The 15,574-nt window shown below is 66.1% G+C and carries 11 protein-coding genes and 1 riboswitch; of the genes, 4 read left to right on the top strand and 7 right to left on the bottom strand.

Features of this window, described 5'->3' with window-relative positions:
- Window positions 1–10 precede the first annotated feature (10 nt).
- The 4 genes from FJV43_RS30175 to FJV43_RS30160 all read right to left on the bottom strand — a co-directional run bounded on the left by FJV43_RS30175 (window position 11) and on the right by FJV43_RS30160 (window position 7,079).
- The gene (locus FJV43_RS30175; protein WP_239622635.1) at window positions 11–1,591 is read right to left on the bottom strand and encodes a hydantoinase B/oxoprolinase family protein; all 1,581 of its coding nucleotides are present in this window, start codon (window positions 1,589–1,591) and stop codon (window positions 11–13) included.
- The gene (locus tag FJV43_RS30170) at window positions 1,588–3,597 is read right to left on the bottom strand and encodes a hydantoinase/oxoprolinase family protein (protein WP_239622633.1); all 2,010 of its coding nucleotides are present in this window, start codon (window positions 3,595–3,597) and stop codon (window positions 1,588–1,590) included. Before FJV43_RS30170 ends, FJV43_RS30175 begins: the two co-directional genes overlap by 4 nt.
- Before the next feature lie 446 nt (window positions 3,598–4,043).
- Entirely contained in the window at window positions 4,044–5,567 is a 1,524-nt protein-coding gene (locus FJV43_RS30165; protein ID WP_239622632.1) for a PLP-dependent aminotransferase family protein, read from the bottom strand.
- Window positions 5,568–5,645: 78 nt separating this feature from the next.
- The gene (locus tag FJV43_RS30160; protein ID WP_239622631.1) at window positions 5,646–7,079 is read right to left on the bottom strand and encodes an NAD-dependent succinate-semialdehyde dehydrogenase; all 1,434 of its coding nucleotides are present in this window, start codon (window positions 7,077–7,079) and stop codon (window positions 5,646–5,648) included.
- Window positions 7,080–7,350: 271 nt separating this feature from the next.
- On the opposite strand from FJV43_RS30160, the gene FJV43_RS30155 reads away from it, so the two are divergent.
- The 3 genes from FJV43_RS30155 (at window position 7,351) to FJV43_RS30145 (ending at window position 9,761) form a co-directional block, all read left to right on the top strand.
- Window positions 7,351–8,175 carry a helix-turn-helix transcriptional regulator gene (locus tag FJV43_RS30155; RefSeq protein ID WP_239622630.1) on the top strand — a complete coding sequence of 275 codons (825 nt, stop codon included), beginning with the start codon at window positions 7,351–7,353 and terminating at the stop codon, window positions 8,173–8,175.
- A gap of 107 nt (window positions 8,176–8,282) precedes the next feature.
- The gene (locus tag FJV43_RS30150) at window positions 8,283–8,972 is read left to right on the top strand and encodes a class I SAM-dependent methyltransferase (protein WP_239622628.1); all 690 of its coding nucleotides are present in this window, start codon (window positions 8,283–8,285) and stop codon (window positions 8,970–8,972) included.
- A gap of 36 nt (window positions 8,973–9,008) precedes the next feature.
- Window positions 9,009–9,761, top strand: coding sequence for a siderophore-interacting protein (locus FJV43_RS30145; protein ID WP_239622627.1), 753 nt, complete (start codon window positions 9,009–9,011; stop codon window positions 9,759–9,761).
- Here the strand turns inward: FJV43_RS30145 and FJV43_RS30140 are convergent.
- Together FJV43_RS30140 and FJV43_RS30135 are read right to left on the bottom strand one after the other, a co-directional pair.
- Window positions 9,728–11,176 (bottom strand): PepSY domain-containing protein, encoded by a 1,449-nt coding sequence (locus FJV43_RS30140; RefSeq protein WP_239622625.1) that lies wholly within the window; start codon window positions 11,174–11,176, stop codon window positions 9,728–9,730. The two genes, FJV43_RS30145 and FJV43_RS30140, sit on opposite strands and share 34 nt — an antisense overlap.
- 12 nt (window positions 11,177–11,188) lie before the next feature.
- Entirely contained in the window at window positions 11,189–13,546 is a 2,358-nt protein-coding gene (locus FJV43_RS30135; RefSeq protein ID WP_239622623.1) for a TonB-dependent receptor, read from the bottom strand.
- Between the two features lie 116 nt (window positions 13,547–13,662).
- Window positions 13,663–13,866: riboswitch (cobalamin riboswitch) on the bottom strand.
- 72 nt (window positions 13,867–13,938) lie between these two features.
- On the opposite strand from FJV43_RS30135, the gene FJV43_RS30130 reads away from it, so the two are divergent.
- Complete coding sequence (locus FJV43_RS30130; RefSeq protein WP_239622621.1) at window positions 13,939–14,511, top strand: histidine phosphatase family protein; 573 nt, start codon at window positions 13,939–13,941, stop codon at window positions 14,509–14,511.
- A 6-nt stretch (window positions 14,512–14,517) separates the two neighbouring features.
- Here the strand turns inward: FJV43_RS30130 and cobT are convergent, their stop codons facing one another.
- The gene (gene cobT / locus FJV43_RS30125) at window positions 14,518–15,570 is read right to left on the bottom strand and encodes a nicotinate-nucleotide--dimethylbenzimidazole phosphoribosyltransferase (RefSeq protein WP_239622619.1); all 1,053 of its coding nucleotides are present in this window, start codon (window positions 15,568–15,570) and stop codon (window positions 14,518–14,520) included.
- Window positions 15,571–15,574 lie beyond the last annotated feature (4 nt).

The raw sequence follows: 15,574 nt of genomic DNA, 5'->3' as shown, positions 1-15,574 counted from the left end.
CGCAATCCCCTCACTCTACAGCTGCAGCGCCATAACCGCCGCCGCCGCACATCTCGATCGTGACGAGATCATCTTGCTGCAACACCAGGTTCGACTTGCCGTCGATCGCGACGTTCGCGCCATGCCTGACCAGCGAGATACGGCATGCCTTGCCGGATTCGCCGCCCTGCATGCCCCAAGGCGCAATCACCATCCGTTCGATGCAGGTGGTCAGGTGCATCGAGGGTGCGAGGATACGATAGGTTCGAACCGAGCCGTCGCCGCCGCGGTGCGCCCCCGCGCCGCCGGATTGCCGGCGGATCGCCTGCTGCTCCAGCCGGATCGCGTAGTTCGCCTCGATCACCTCGACCGGCGTATTCGAGGTGTTGGACAGATGCACCCGGGTTGCCGACATGCCGTCCCGATCGTGGCGCGCGCCTTCGCCGCCGCCGTGAACCTCGTAGAGCATCTTCCACGATCCGTTCGGCCGCGGCTCGGCAAAAAAAAGCACACCCGCCGTGGTCGCCCCGCCGGCCGACAGGCGTTCGGGGATGGTGTCCTGCATCGCGCGAAAGATCGCATCGACGATGCGCATGGACGTCTCATGGTTGCCGGCCGCGACAGACGCCGACCAGCCGGGCTCCAGGATCGAGCCCGGGCGCGTGATGATGGTCAGTGGCCTGAGCGCGCCGGCGTTCTGCTGCATGTCGCGCCCGCTCATGATGCGCGCGGCATAGGCGACGGCCGAGCGCGCCATGAACGGTGTCGTATTGCAGAAGTTCGAGACGCGATCGCAGCTTCCGGAGAGGTCGAACGTCGCCTCGTCGCCGCGAATGGTGATCTTCACATGGATGCGCGCCGGCGCGTTGTTGTCGCTGCCGTCGTCGAGATAATCCTCGCCCTCATAGACGCCGTCCGGAAGGTCGCGCAGCGCCGCCCGCATCTCGATCTCGGAGAGATCGTGCAGGCGCGACTGCGCCGCCATGAAGACGGCCTTGCCGTGCTCGCGGCAAAGCTCGACGATGCGCTTCTCGCCGGCCTTGGTGGCGGCGATCTGGGCGAGGAGGTCGCCCTCGCAGGATTCGGAGTCGCGAACATTGGCCTTGAGCAGCTGCACGATCGCCGCATTGACGCCGGCCGCGGTCGCGATCAGCACCGGCGGAATCCGCATCGCTTCCTGGAAGGTGTCGATCGCCTTGGCAAAATAGCTGCCGGGCCAGGTGCCGCCGATGTCGGGCCAGTGCGCGAGGCTGACCGCGAATGCCACGATCTCGCCGTCGACGAAGACGGGGCGCACGACCTTGACGTCGTTGAGATGATTGCCGCCGAGCGCGCCGACATTGTAGATCAGCACGTCGCCGTCGTTCAGGCTGTCGCGCGGCACCACCTTCAGCAATTCGGGGATGGTGTAGGCCATCGCGCCGAGGTGGATCGGGATGTCGCGCCCCTGCCCGACCAGACCGCCGTGGCCGTCGGTGATCGCGGACGACAGATCGCCCGCCTCGCGCAACAGCGGCGAGCGCGCCGAGCGCGTCATCACCAGGCTCATCTCCTCGGCCGCGGCGGAAAGCCCGTGCCTGATGACCTCGACGACGAATGGATCGAGCTTCATGCCCTCCTCCGCGTCAGGAACAGATTGCCCGTCGCATCAGGTTTCGCCTGCCAACCGAGCGGCACGACCACAGTCGACCACGCGTCTTCGATGATCGCGGGGCCGCTCACCATCTCTGTCAGCGACGCTCGGTCGACGATCGCTGTCGCCGTCTCGGGCAGACCATCAAACGAGCAGACACGCGTGCCCGTGGATACCGCCCTCGCCGCCGTCGCCGGCCGGCTCACGACGGTTGTCGACGGGCGGCGGGCCTGCACCCGCACGGACTCGATGACGCAAGGCTCGCCGGTCGCATAGCCGAACAGCTCGTGATGCCGCGTCAGGAAATCCTGCTTGAGCCTGGCGACGTCCAGCGGCAAGGCGAAAGCCACCGGGATAGCGTCGTTCTGCGCCGCATAGCGCATCAACGCGACCAGCTCGACCTGGATCTCCGCCTTCGCAACGCCATTGGCGAGCAGCGGCGCGGATGCATCGGCAATCAGCGCCTCGATCCGCTCCGATACGCGCGCGAGGTCGATGCCGTCGAGTGCGGCGCGAAGGGTCTGCTGCTGGAGAAAGCTGAAATCGGCGGTGAGACAGCCCAGCGCCGAGAAGGCGCTGGATGCACTGGGCACAACGACCTCTGCGATCCCGTAGAGATCGGCGAGGCCCGCGGCATGCATCGGGCCGCCGCCGCCGAAGGCGAGCAGCGTGCAGTCGCGTCCGTCGATGCCGCGCTCGACCGTGACGCGGCGCAACGCGCGGGCCATGGTCGCGTTCGCGACCTTGATAATGCCGAGCGCCGTTTCCGTCAGGCTCAATCCGAGCGCGCCCGCGATCGGTGCGATGACGCGCCTGGCTGCCTCGATGTCGATGCCAATGCGGTCACCAAGCTTGGTCTGGGGATTGAGATAGCCGAGCACGGCGTTGGCGTCCGTGATGGTCGGCTCCGTGCCGCCGCGGCCGTAGCAGGCCGGCCCCGGCTCGGAGCCGGCACTCTCCGGCCCGACCGTGAGGCCGCCGGGACCGTTGCGCACGATCGATCCGCCGCCCGCGCCGATCGAATGCACCGCGAGCATCGGCTGGCGCAGCGGCTTGTCGCCGAGCATGCGGCCGTCGGTCATCTCGGCCTGGCCGTCGACGATCAGGCAGACGTCGGTGGTGGTGCCGCCCATGTCGAACGTCAGCATGCGCGAGGTACCGAGCTGGCGCGCGATGCTGACGGACGCCGAGACGCCGGCGGCCGGTCCCGACATCGCCATCACCAGCGGCCGGCGTTTCACCGCCGAGATGGGGATCATGGCGCCGGCGGAATGAAACACCTGCAATCCCGGCCCGATCGGCAGCCGCTGCTCCAGCTCGGTCAGATACTCGACCGCGATCGGCATCGCGGCCGCGTTGAACACGGTCGCTGAAGTCCGCTCATACTCGCGTGCCTCGGGATTGACCTCGTGCGACAGCGAGACATGGGCGACGACCTCCTTGAGGCGCTCGCCGAGCATCTTCTCGTGGACCGGATTGGCGTAGGCGTGAAGCAAGGCCACCGCGACACTCTGCACGCCGGTGTCCTTCAGCCAGGCCAGCAGACGCTCGATCTCCGCTTGCTCCAGCGCCTTCAGCACCCGGCCCTCGTGATCGAGGCGCTCGGCAAGCCCGAAGCAGCGTTCGGGCGGCACCAGCGGCGGCGATTTCGGCGGAATGTCGAGCCGATAGAGGTCGCGGCGGCGATAGCGCGCGATCTCGAGCACGTCGGCAAAGCCCTCGGTCGCGACCAGCGCGACCTTCGGCAGCCGGTTCTCGACGATCGCGTTGGTGACGCGCGTGGTGCCATGGACGAAGCGCCTGACCTCGTTCTTGTGCAGGCCCACCGCCTCGATCGCCTCCAGCATCGCCTGAACCGGCGCCTGCGGGCGCGACGGCACTTTCGCGATCCGCGCCTCGGCGGAATCGCGCCTGATGGCGATGATATCGGTGAAGGTGCCACCGATATCGGTGCCGACTTCCCAGTGACTTTCGAAAGAGCTCATGTGGCGTCAGCTACGCGTGACGTCCAAACCGGACGCCGGGCCCTTCCCGTCCATCGCAAACTCGAATGCCGAACCGAGAGCGCTCATCTTGCATCCCCTGTCATGCCACCGTCAGCGAGCGTGCGACAGAGCGGTGGCCCTCCGACAGGGCCAGAGTTGTCGCAATTCACTGGGCCAGCAGGCCTATGGCGCAGCGCGCCGCAGGACGGGATGCACGTTTTGGTGCAGAAGTGCCTGCAAAGACAGCACGCGAACGCGCGCTGTTCCACGTAGGAAACGCGCAACGCACCACGGATTTCTCTGAGCAAATCGCGATGTCCATGGCACCGCAGTCCGAGCGACCGAGATCAGTTGTCTAATTTGCAGGCGATCAATCGGCCGCGCGGGAGTTCCGGATGCCTATGAGCTATGCACGGCGGTCGGCTCAGCCTCTCTTTATTGTACGATCAGTAAGAGAGCGACTTGGGCGGGTCGGATGGTGCGTCGCGAGAGGCGCCGCCGATGCAGGCTGCAATTCTTGCAAGTAGCGGAGCGGCATCCTCGACGCGCAACCGCCCGTAGCCGAACACCAGGCCTTGCCGTGTCGGCCGTTCCAGGAAATTCTGCGACAATGGCTGCACGTGGATGCCGGCCCGCTTCAGGACCGCGGCCGCCTCCCGATCGCTCATCCGCGCCTGCATTGCGTCGGTGAACAACGCCACCAGGTGCAGGCCGGTGACGGCGGAGGACACCGTCAGATCATCCGGCATCAGCGCTCCGATCGCGTCGATCAGCGCCTTTCGCCGCGCAGCATAGACCCGCCGCATTGCGCGCAGGTGCCGCAGCAGATGGCCTTCCCGCATGAATTCCGCCAAGGCGAGCTGTCCGATGCCGGAGGTGTGCACGTCGATGCGCGCGCGGCCCTTGGCGAACCCTTCGATGAAATGCCTGTTCGCAACGAGGTATCCGAGCCGCAGGTTCGGCATCATGATCTTCGAGAAGGTGCCGAAATAGATCACCCGGCCCTCGCGATCGAGCGAGCGCAGCGAGGCGATCATGCTGTCCTGATGCCTGAACTCCGAATTGTAGTCATCCTCGATCACCCAGACGTCGTTCTTGTTCGCCCAGTCGAGAAGCTCGAGCCGCCGCTCCAGGCCCATGCTGATCCCGAGCGGATATTGATGCGATGGCGTGACCACGATCAGGCGCGCGCGTGGTGCGCGCCGAATCCCTTCCGAGACGACCAGTCCCTTGTCGTCGACCGGAATCGGAACGAGCTTTGCTCCGGCCGCCGTGAGCGCCCATCGCGCCTCGACGAAACCGGGCTCCTCGACCCAGACCTCGTCGCCGGGATCGAGGATCATCCGGCTGCAGAAATCCAGTGCACCCGACGTGCCGGAGGTGACGACGACCTCGTCCGGCGAACAAACGAGACCGCGCACGGAGCTGAGGAAGTTTGCGATCTCGCTCCGCAACCGCGGATGGCCTTCGGGCGGAAGATCGAGGCACTCCTGCTCTCTTGGATTCTGCCAGGCCTGGCGCAGCAGGCGCGACCAATCCTTGAAGGGAAAGGTCGAGATGTCAGGCGCGCCGGGACTGAACTCCGACGGCCAGTTGGTCTCGTAGTCGAAGGCCAGCAGCGATCGCCAGCGTTCCGACATGTGGGCGGGTTTGGCCGCAGACAACGCGGACGATGGTTCGGCATGAGGCGCCGCCACCGATGCCACCATGACGCTGCCGCGCGGCGTCGATTCCAGATAGCCCTCGGCGTAGAGCAGATCCCATGCCGTCAGCACTACGGTCCGCGAGCAACCCAGTTCGCGCGCGATCTCGCGCGAACCGAGAAATTGCGTTCCTGAGGGAAAGGCGCCGCAGAGAATGCCGTCCCGGATATGCTTCGCGATCTGCAAGTGCAGCGGCACCGCGGAGGTCCGGTCGATATGGATCCCGGCAAGGGATACACGCTTGCTCGGATGACGGCTGTTGTTCATGTCTCGCCTGCCGGGCAACGCAGGTACTGTCCGCCGTCATTCCGGGAGCGCGCCCCGGAATGACAGCGCGACACTTCGTTACGCGCTCGCCTGGGTCACGAACTTCGTGTTGAGATAGCCCTCGATCGCCTCGAGGCCGCCTTCGGAGCCGTAGCCGGAATCCTTGATGCCGCCGAACGGCACTTCAGGCAACGCGAGTCCGTGATGGTTGATCGACACCATGCCGCTCTCGATGTCGGCACCGATGGCCTGCATCGTCTTGGTCGAGGTGGTGTAGGCATAGGCCGCCAGGCCGTAAGGCAGACGGTTCGCCTCGGCCACCACCTCGTCATAGCTGCGGAACGAGGTGATCGGCGCCAGCGGCCCGAACGGCTCCTCGTTCATGATGCGGGCATCGCGCGGCACGTCGGTGAGCACCGTCGGCTCGAAGAAGAAGCCTTCATTGCCGATGCGCTTGCCGCCGGCCTTGACCTTGGCGCCGCGCTGGACCGCATCGGCGACAAAGCCTTCCATGGCATCGACGCGGCGCGGATTCGCCAGCGGTCCCATGCGCGTGTCCTTGTCGAGGCCGTTGCCGACCTTGAGGCTCTTCGCGGCCGCCACGAACTTGTCGACGAAGGGCTCGTAGACGCTCTCATGCACCAGGAAGCGCGTGGGCGAGACGCAGACCTGGCCGGCGTTGCGGAACTTGTTAGCCGACAGGATTTTTGCGGCGTTGTCGAGGTCCGCGTCCGCGAACACGATCGCCGGCGCATGGCCGCCGAGCTCCATGGTGACACGCTTCATGTGCAAGCCCGCGAGCGCAGCCAGATGCTTGCCGACGGCGGTCGAGCCGGTGAAGCTGATCTTGCGGATGATCGGATGCGGAATGAGATACTCCGACACTTCCGCCGGCACACCGAATACAAGTTGCACGACGCCGGCCGGAATGCCCGCATCCACATAGGCCCGCACCAGCTCCATGCAGCTTGCAGGCGTCTCTTCCGGGCCCTTGACGATGATCGAGCAGCCGGCGGCCAGCGCGGCCGAGATCTTGCGCACCGCCTGGTTGATCGGGAAGTTCCAGGGCGTGAAAGCCGCGACCGGGCCGACCGGCTCCTTGGTCACGAGCTGCGAGACGTTGCCCATCCGCGGCGGCACGATGCGGCCATAGGCGCGGCGCGCCTCTTCCGCGAACCAGTCGATGAGGTCGCCGGCCAGCATGGTCTCGCCCTGCGCTTCCACCACCGGCTTGCCCTGTTCCATGGTCATCACGGGCGCGATCTCGGCGGCGCGCGAGCGGATGATGTCGGCGGCCTTGCGCATCAGCTTGTAGCGATCGAACGGCGAGGTCTTGCGCCAGATCTCGAAGCCGGCCTTGGCCGCCTCCAGCGCGCGGTCGAGATCCCCACGCGAGGCATGCGGGGTCTTGCCGATCGGCTGGCCGGTGGCGGGATTGAGGATGTTCTCCGACTTGCCGGACGAACCATCGGTCCACTCGCCGGCGATGAACATCTGAACTTTCGGGTACATCCGTGCTGCCTCCTGCATGATTTCGGCGGCGGCATTGGCGTCCACCACCTCGCGACTGGGCGCAGAGCTACACCGAAAGGCGGCCGGCGAAAAGGGACCAATGTTGCGCTCGCAAGGCATCGCTGATCCCCTCAGCTGCCATGATCACGGAGGCCGCCGGGAATGGCCCGTTAGAACCAATCGAGACTGGCGCCTTCCGCATTGAAAATCGGCGGCTCGGTCTCGATATAGCCGGAGCCAGCCAGTCATCATCGGATCGACCATCGCCGCCATGCCCTTCTTCCGGCTCAACGACAACGATCTTCGTTCCGATGATGCGGTCGATTTCGATCCGGAGGACGTTCCGCGCGCCATCGCCGCCTTCGGCGGCGAGATGGTCACCAAGGGCACCGAGCTTGCCATGCACACCCATTGCAAGGACGAGCTCGTCCTGACCTTGCGGGGTGTCGTCCGCTGCGAGGCTGGGCCGGGCGTCTGGATCGTGCCGCCGCGCTGTGGGCTGTGGATTCCGCGAAATGTCCCCCACAGTGTCAGCGTCGCCGGAAACGTCGAAGTGTATTGCCTGTTCGTCGAACCGGGTGCGGTGCCAAGGCCGCCCGGGCAATGCTGCACGCTGTCGATCTCGCCGCTGCTGGAACGTCTGCTGGTGCACGTCACCCGGATGCCGGCCCTGTATGACACCGACGGCCCCGACGGGCGGATCGCAACTGTCCTGCTCGACCAGCTGGCGCTGGCGCCCACCGAAGAGCTGAGCTTCCCGATGCCGGCCGATGCCAGGCTGCGCAGGATCGCGAGTGCCATGATCGCCGATCCCTCCGACCGCGCGACGATCGACGAGTGGGCCAGCCGCATGGCCGTCGCTCCGAGGACCCTGACCCGCATCCTGCAACGCGAGACCGGCATGAGCTTCGGCCGCTGGCGCCAGCAACTCCACATCCTGATTGCGCTTCAGCGCCTCGACCAGGGAGCGTCGGTGCACGCTGTGGCGCTCGATCTCGGCTATGAAGGCGCGAGCGCCTTCGTCACCATGTTCCGCAAAGCCCTGGGCAAGCCGCCGGCGCGATACCTCGCCGAGCGCCGCGTCCTCGCGCACTGACCGGAAATCGCAATCGATTGTCACGTTCGCGGAATGCGGCCGCCAGACCGATTCCGTATTCAGGCTCCAAGGCCCGTCCGTGGGCGCATTTTCCGGAGCCGAGAAACATGGATTCCCTCAGCCAAGGCCTTGTCGCCGACGTTCTCCTCCGTCTTCATCGGGAAGCGGAGGCTGCCGATGCGCCGCTGATGCAAGCCATGGGCGAAGCAACCGATCAGCAGAGCACCATCAGCCACTTCATCGAAGCCGAGACCAGGGATCTCGCGGGGGTCTATCGCGGGCTCGCGGACAATTTCCTGAACGTCTGCCCCGAATTCGGTCGGTTTCTCTACCTCTGCGCCCGCGCCTGCAAGGCGACGCGCATCGTGGAGTTCGGCTCTTCGATGGGGATTTCCGCCATCTACATGGCCGCCGCCTTGCGCGACATGAGCGGCGGCCGCCTGATCGGGACCGATCTCGAGCCCGCCAAGATCGCGCGTGCACGCGCCAACCTCGCTGCCGCAGGGCTCGACGACCTGGTCGAATTTCGCGTCGGCGATGCGCGCGAGACCCTCAAGGCCGGCGTCGGCGGCGACATCGACATGGTGATGCTCGACGGCGCGTTCACGCTCTATCTTCCCATCCTGAAGCTGCTCGAGCCCCACCTGAAGTGCGGCGCAGTGATCATTGGCGAGAACGCGTTTGCGGAAGGCGCGGGCTATCTCGACTACGTGCGCGATCCGCAGAATGGCTATCTCTCGCTGCCGCTGCCGTTCAATCCGGGGCGCGGCAACGAACTGACCATCAGGACCAGGTAGTCCCGGCGACCGCTGAGAAATGATTGGAGCCAGGCCTTGAACGAGCCCGACCAACCCCGGATGTCCGAGCCATCGAAGCCGCCGCAGGGACGGGTCACGCGCATGTTGCTGCAATGGCTGATGCGCCCTGCGCGCATCGCCGGGATCGAGGTGCTCTCGCCCCGCCGCTTTCGGTCGATCGCGCTCGAGGGCGACGCACTCAAGGGCCTCGCATGGAGCGTGGGTCAGAAGATCCAGGTCGCGATGGGATCCGGCCTGAGCGCGCGAACCTACACGCCGATGTCGTGGGACGCGGAGAACGGACGCACGACATTGCTGGCTTTCGCGCACGGCAGCGGTCCTGGCAGCCAATGGGCAAGCAGCTTGCAGGAAGGCGACATGTGCTGGCTCTTCGGCCCGCGCCGCTCACTCGATCCTTCCGCGGGAGAACCGCCCATAGTTGTGTTCGGCGATGAAACTTCATTCGGCCTTGCTTCCGCACTCAAGGAGAGCCGGCAGGCGGGTGGTACAATCCACGTGTTCGAGGTTTCGGATGCCGCGGAAGCAAGTCCCGTTCTGGCGGCGATCGGTCTCGGCAGTGCGACACTGATCGCGCGCAGCGCCGAGGATGCCCATCTCGCAGCCGTCGAGGCCGAACTGCTGCGCCTTTCAGCAAGCGCGCAATTCGTCCTGACGGGCAAGGCTTCGTCGATCCAGCGCATCAGCCGGGCCCTGAAAGCGGCCGGCGTCGCAGCATCGCGGATGAGGACCAAGGCCTATTGGGCGCCGGGCAAGACAGGGTTGGATTGACGCAAACGCCGCCAGCCGATGACGATGCCCGTGATCGAGAATACCAGCCCGACCGCGCAGAGCCCAACGACCAGGACGTCACGCAGACGCGGGTGTGCCATGAGGGCGGGGAAGTCCAGCGTGTGCAACGCGCTGTAGACCCAGCGATAGGCCCGCCGCGACGCATCCAGCCGTTGCAGCACGCGGCCTTCCGCGCCATCGATGTCGAACCAGAACTCGCCACAGCGCGAGCGATAGACAGGTGAACCCGGCAGAGCTGATCGCACGTTGTAAAAATCATCATCGGCGACGACGGACGGCGCGTCGCAGCGCGGGGCGAGGCGCGACGTCAATGCCAAGACTTCGCGCGCGCTGAGAAATCCCGTCGGCTCATCGTGCGGCAGATCCCCTGCCCTGATCAATCTCTGACCGCCAAGCGCGACCCGGTCGCGCCGATAGACGGTGCCGTTGAAGCCGAACCATTCGACCTCGCGGGCCGAGGAAGATATTGACTGGCGATCGAGCGATGCGGCCTCCCTCCAATCCGGCGCACCGTTGATCACGCCGGCCTCGGCCGGGGTCAAATGCCCTCGCGAGAACAGCCGCCCGTGATCCATCGAGAGCCAGCCGCTGAAGATCCAGCTCAGCACGAAGAGCATCGCCGCGAGCCCAATGAGGTGGTGCAGGGCATGCCAGCCACGATAGGGTGAGGAGATCAGACGTCCTCGAATCCTCACCCGCGCGATCCCGAGCACCGCACCAAGCAATGCTGCGATCAATGCGAGCAGCGACAAGGTCCAGACCACCCCATCCCACAGCGCCCAGTTGCTTCTCAGAACCGTGGGATAGATCCAGTGCAGAACACTGCCGGCCCAATTCCAGGCGCGCTCGCTGCGCGTCGTGTCAAGCACCACCTCGCCGGTCGATGACGAGACATAGACCTCCGTCCCGGCGGCATCGCCGAGGGCAGCGCGGAACAACGGCCGGTGGCGGTCGAATCCGTTCGGCACGCTCCATTGATCGTAGTCAGAATGCCCGGCGATCGCGGCGCGTGCTGCGTCGAGTCCACGCTGACGGGCGTGAGCTCGCACGATGACGAGCGCGGCATCGGCGGAGATCACCGATGCATCCTGCCCGTCGGAGGCGCGCACCGCTCGGGAACGCGCCGGACCCGACACGATGTAGACCGGTCCGTCGATCCGCTGGATCAGCCGCACGCGCGCGGCATCCACGATCCCGCTCGCGGCCACGGCGTCTCCGACCGAAATCCTGATCTCGCCGGGATCCACGGGCGCGAGCCCGGCAAACCGCTCCGCTTCCGTCAGCGACGGAAACGGAACGAAGTGCATCACGATCCCGGTCGCGAACCACATCGCGAACAGGAGGCAGAACGCGATCCCGAGCCAGCGGTGCGAGAGGACGATCGCGCCCATCATGCCTTCAGCGTCCTACCATTTGAACGCGGCCGAGATCTCGTAGGTGCGCGGCGCGCCCAGCAGGATCTGGTCAGGGTAGAACGGATCGCCCCAGATCGCATAGCGCTTGTCGGTGATGTTGCGGATGCGGAAGGTCAGGCGGGCCCGGTCCACCGCATTGAACACCGTCTTGGGGATATCGACAAAGGCATAGACGTCGGCCACCGTGTACGCCTTCATCGTCACGACGTTGGCATCGGTGTTGTAGCGGTCGCCCACATGACGGCCGGTGATGCCGAGCTCCACCGGCCAGGGCGTGAAGAACCGATACGACGCGCCGGCATTGGCCACGATACGCGGCACGTTCGGCGGCGTGTTGCCGGAGAACGAGCCGCCGACGAAATCGTAGTCGGCATAACGAGCGTCGACATAGGCGATGTTGCCCCACAGCCGAAGCGGCTCGATCGGCCGCACCGCCGCGGCAAGCTCGACGCCCTTCGACTCCTGTCGGCCCGCAATGTTGAGCTGCATGCCGCCGGCCGCCGCGTAGACGTTCTTGCGCAGGATGTCGTAGGCCGAGAACGACCATTCCGCCCTGTTGTCCCAGAACAGATGCTTGACGCCGGTCTCGTAGGTGCGCGCGGTCGTCAGGTCGAGCGGCTGGGTGGGTGCGAGCAGGAAGATGTTGTTGGCGGCGATGTCGGCGCCGGTGGCGTACTGGCTGAAGAAGGTCAGGCCGGGAACGGCCTCCCAGGTGTAGCCGATGCGGCCCGTCACCGGCGCCCAGTCTTTCGTGAACGGAAAGCCTGCCTTCTCCTGCCCGCTCACGTTGGTCGAATTGCGGTCGAGCCCGATATGCTCGACGCGGAGGCCGCCGACCAGCGCGAAGCTGCGCGTGAGCTTCAGCCGGTCCTCGAACGAGAGCGCTTCGTTATCGATGCGCGCGGCCTGCTGCTGGGTCGTGAGCAGGCCGTAGTAGCCGCGATTGGGATCGACCAGCGAAACGGAATCGCCTGGAAAGTTTGCCGCGCCCGGCCTGACGAAATCGAGATAGCTTGTCGACAAGGTCGTGACCAGCCGGTTGTCGAAGCCTGCGATATTCGTGTCCCAGATCAAATCGGTGATGTTGCCGACCTGGCGCTGGCTGTGCGCGACATAGAAGCGCTCGCGATCGACCAGGTTCGTGGTGGAATTGAACGCCTCGATCTCGTTGTTGAACCAGCTCCGCTCTGCGCCATAGCCATAGGCCTGGCTCTTCAGCGTCAGGTCAGGCGCCAATTTCAGCTCGAAGCCGCCGCGCAGCCACACTTCCTGGGCGACGTTGCGGTTATCAAGGACGTTGTAGTTGGTGTTGAAGGTGCGGTCGTCGATGGTGACGGCACCGAGATTGGTCCCGTTGTAGTTCGAGACGTAATTGCCGGAGACGATCCCCGTCGTTGCATGCGAGCCGCTGAAAGCGACCGGCACCAGCGGCGCGCCCCAATAGGCCTTGGAGCGGTCCTCGCGGTACTCGAGCGCGCCCCAGATCTTGAGACTATCGGAGATGCGGTAGTCGAGCTGGCCGGACGTGCCGAACGTCTTGATGTTGGTGTCGTCGGCAAAACCGTTGAGGGCGGAGCGGCTGATGTCGAAGCGATAGTCGAGGCCCTGCACATTGGTGCTGCCGCCCGAGCCGTAATGCGCGCGGAATGAGTTGAGCGAGTCCCAGGAGAACTCGGCTTCGTTGCGGATCGGTCCGGTGTGGGGCTGCTTGGTGACGAAGTTGATGGCGCCGCCGGCGGCACCCTCACCTGACATCAGCGAGGCCGGGCCTTTGAGAAACTCCACGGCCTGCAGATTGGCGGTGTCGGTGATCCGCGAGGTCATGTTCTGCGGGCCGATCTTGATGCCGTTGTAGAGCGTATTGATCTGGCTGTTGGTGAAGCCACGCATGGAGAACGCCGCGGGCTCGGCCGGATTATCGCCGGAGGTGACGCCGACGGCACCCTGCGCCACCTCCGAGACCGTCCGATAACCCTGCTCGCGCATGGTCTCGGCCGAGATTACCTCGACCGTCGCCGGCGTTTCGCGCACCGTCAGGCCGAGCCGCGAGGCGCTTTCGGCCACCACATTGCTGTTGAGCGGCGTCTGCGCTGTCGCAGCCGGCGCGCTCGGCTTGGGCGGAGCCGATGCGGTCGCTGGCCGGCGCGCGGCTGCACGGCGCGCGCGCTGCGCTTCACGGCCGGCCGGCTTGGCTTGCCTGCCGGTTTCGGCAGGCGAGACCTCGACCGGCGGCAGGGGTTCGCGGACCTGCTGCGCCAGGGCGGCAGGGATATCAGCGATGACAAACGACGTGAGCGTAGCGGAGGCGAGCAGGAAGCGGCTCGGCCGTAAGATACAGATGGAAGACACGATACGAAACCTCGGTATGACGTCAGTGGCACGTCACAGCGAACGAGGTCTCATCTGTTGGCCTTTCGGGCCGTCCGATGAAGCCGAATGTCTGTACTCCCCGACCGACATCTTCGCGTGTGACCACGGCTGACGGCAGGTCTCCTGGCTCGCGGGTCGTGACCGCTTCGTCGCCTTCCCGGGACCGAGGACCCAGTGGCTTCTGACGAAGGATTCACCGCTTACAGTTGCGGGGGCAGCCGCGGCATTGGGGACAAGTTTCCCCGCACCGCATTCCCTTTTCATTCCCTCTCGGGGAAACCGTCGCGATCATCTAGGATTACCATCATGACAGAGTCAATGCGCCAGTTGCGGCGTTGTGGCCACAGCGACCAACTTCCCTGGAGATGAGCATGGAAGGCGAGACCTTCCTCTGGCTGGTACGGCATGCGACCGTCGAGGGCGTGGCGGGGACGATCCATGCTACTGATGCGCGGGCGGATCTCGGCGATCACGCAGCGTTGGCGGCTCTGCGGCGGCATTTGCCGCCGGATGCCACCAGCTATGCCAGCCCGTCGCGGCGCACCGTCGAGACCGCGCGCGCACTGGGGTTCGAACCGGAATTGGTCAGCGAATTCCGCGAGCAGGATTTCGGCGACTGGACCGGCCGCCGGCATGACGAGCTCGCCGCGACCGGTGGCGAGACTTACGCGCAGTTCTGGCACGATCCGGCGCACGGACGGCCGCCGAACGGCGAAAGCTTTGCGGATCAGATCGCCCGCGTCCGGCTGGGACTGTCGCGGATCGGGGCCGGATCGGCAACGCTCGTCGTGCATTCCGGCACCATCCGCGCCGCGCTCTGCATTGCACTGGACCTGACGCCGCAAGCCGCCTTGCGCTTCGTGATCGATCCGCTGTCGCTGACCCGGATCGACCGGCTCGCGGCGGGCTGGCGTGTCGTCTCCGTCAACCAGCGCGTGGCTTGAGCCGCATCAGGCCTGGCGATCCGGCACGTTGGCCTGCGCGAAGGTCGTCATACCGTTGTGAAGCGCGCAGGCCGCGCGGACCAGCGGCAGCGCGATGGCCGCCCCCGATCCCTCCCCGAGCCTGAGATCGAGGCTGATCAGCGGCTGCACGTTCAGCGCGCGCAGCACCAGCCGATGCCCCTGCTCCGCCGATTGATGCGAGGCGAGCTGGAACGGCTGGCAGGACGGATTGAGACGCGCCGCCGCCAGCGCCGCGACGGACACGATGAAGCCGTCGATCAACACCGGAATGCGGGCTTGCGCGGCCGCAATGATCGCGCCTGAGATCGCCGCGATCTCGAGGCCGCCGACGGCGCACAGGATCTGCTCGACCGACGCTCCGGCGACGCCGTGGCGGGCGATCGCCGCATCGATCACCCGTGCCTTGTGCGCGCGGCCGGCCGCATCGACGCCGGTGCCGCTGCCCGCGATCTCCGCGGCGCTCACACCAAGCAGGCTCGCCGCGATCGCCGCGGATGTCGTGGTGTTGCCGATGCCCATCTCGCCGAGGATCAGGAGATCTGGCCGACCGGCCTCGGCGCGCACCACCGCACGCTGGCCGGCCTCGAAGGCAAAGGCGAGGTCCGCGGGCGTCAGCGCAGCCTCGACGCTGAAGTCGCGCGTGCCGTTGCGCGGCTTGTCGGTGACGACGCCCGCCATCTGCTCCCGGGCCAGCGTGCCGGCGTCGACCACCTCCAGGCTCGAACCCAGCTCGCGCGCCAGCACCGAGATTGCCGCGCCGCCGGAGGCAAAATTCGCCATCATCGCAATCGTCACGGCTTGCGGATAGGCCGACACGCCCTGCGCGACGATGCCGTGATCGCCGGCGAAGATGATGATCGGCACCCGCAAGGCGCGCGGCTCTTCGGTCGCCTGCAAGCCCGCAAGCTCGATCGCGAGCTGCTCGAGCCGGCCGAGCGCGCCGGTCGGCTTGGTCAGCTGCGCCTGCCGCGCGATCGCCGCATCGCGATGATGTGCGGAGATCTCGGGGCATTTCCGGTGGACCCATTCGGGGAGCATGCTG

Origin of the sequence: Bradyrhizobium sp. I71 (assembly GCF_022354745.1) — a bacterium.
GTDB classification, from domain to species: domain Bacteria; phylum Pseudomonadota; class Alphaproteobacteria; order Rhizobiales; family Xanthobacteraceae; genus Bradyrhizobium; species Bradyrhizobium liaoningense.
The sequence above is the reverse complement of the archived record's forward strand: the minus strand, read 5'-3'. Positions and strand labels throughout refer to the sequence as shown.

Coding starts and splice junctions, on each gene's coding strand:
- FJV43_RS30160 (WP_239622631.1), bottom strand. CDS start 7,079: ATGTACCCGAAAGTTCAGATGTTCATCGCCGGCGAGTGGACCGATGGT.
- FJV43_RS30170 (WP_239622633.1), bottom strand. CDS start 3,597: ATGAGCTCTTTCGAAAGTCACTGGGAAGTCGGCACCGATATCGGTGGC.
- FJV43_RS30130 (WP_239622621.1), top strand. CDS start 13,939: ATGGAAGGCGAGACCTTCCTCTGGCTGGTACGGCATGCGACCGTCGAG.
- FJV43_RS30150 (WP_239622628.1), top strand. CDS start 8,283: ATGGATTCCCTCAGCCAAGGCCTTGTCGCCGACGTTCTCCTCCGTCTT.
- cobT (WP_239622619.1), bottom strand. CDS start 15,570: ATGCTCCCCGAATGGGTCCACCGGAAATGCCCCGAGATCTCCGCACAT.
- FJV43_RS30175 (WP_239622635.1), bottom strand. CDS start 1,591: ATGAAGCTCGATCCATTCGTCGTCGAGGTCATCAGGCACGGGCTTTCC.
- FJV43_RS30140 (WP_239622625.1), bottom strand. CDS start 11,176: ATGATGGGCGCGATCGTCCTCTCGCACCGCTGGCTCGGGATCGCGTTC.
- FJV43_RS30155 (WP_239622630.1), top strand. CDS start 7,351: ATGCCCTTCTTCCGGCTCAACGACAACGATCTTCGTTCCGATGATGCG.
- FJV43_RS30165 (WP_239622632.1), bottom strand. CDS start 5,567: ATGAACAACAGCCGTCATCCGAGCAAGCGTGTATCCCTTGCCGGGATC.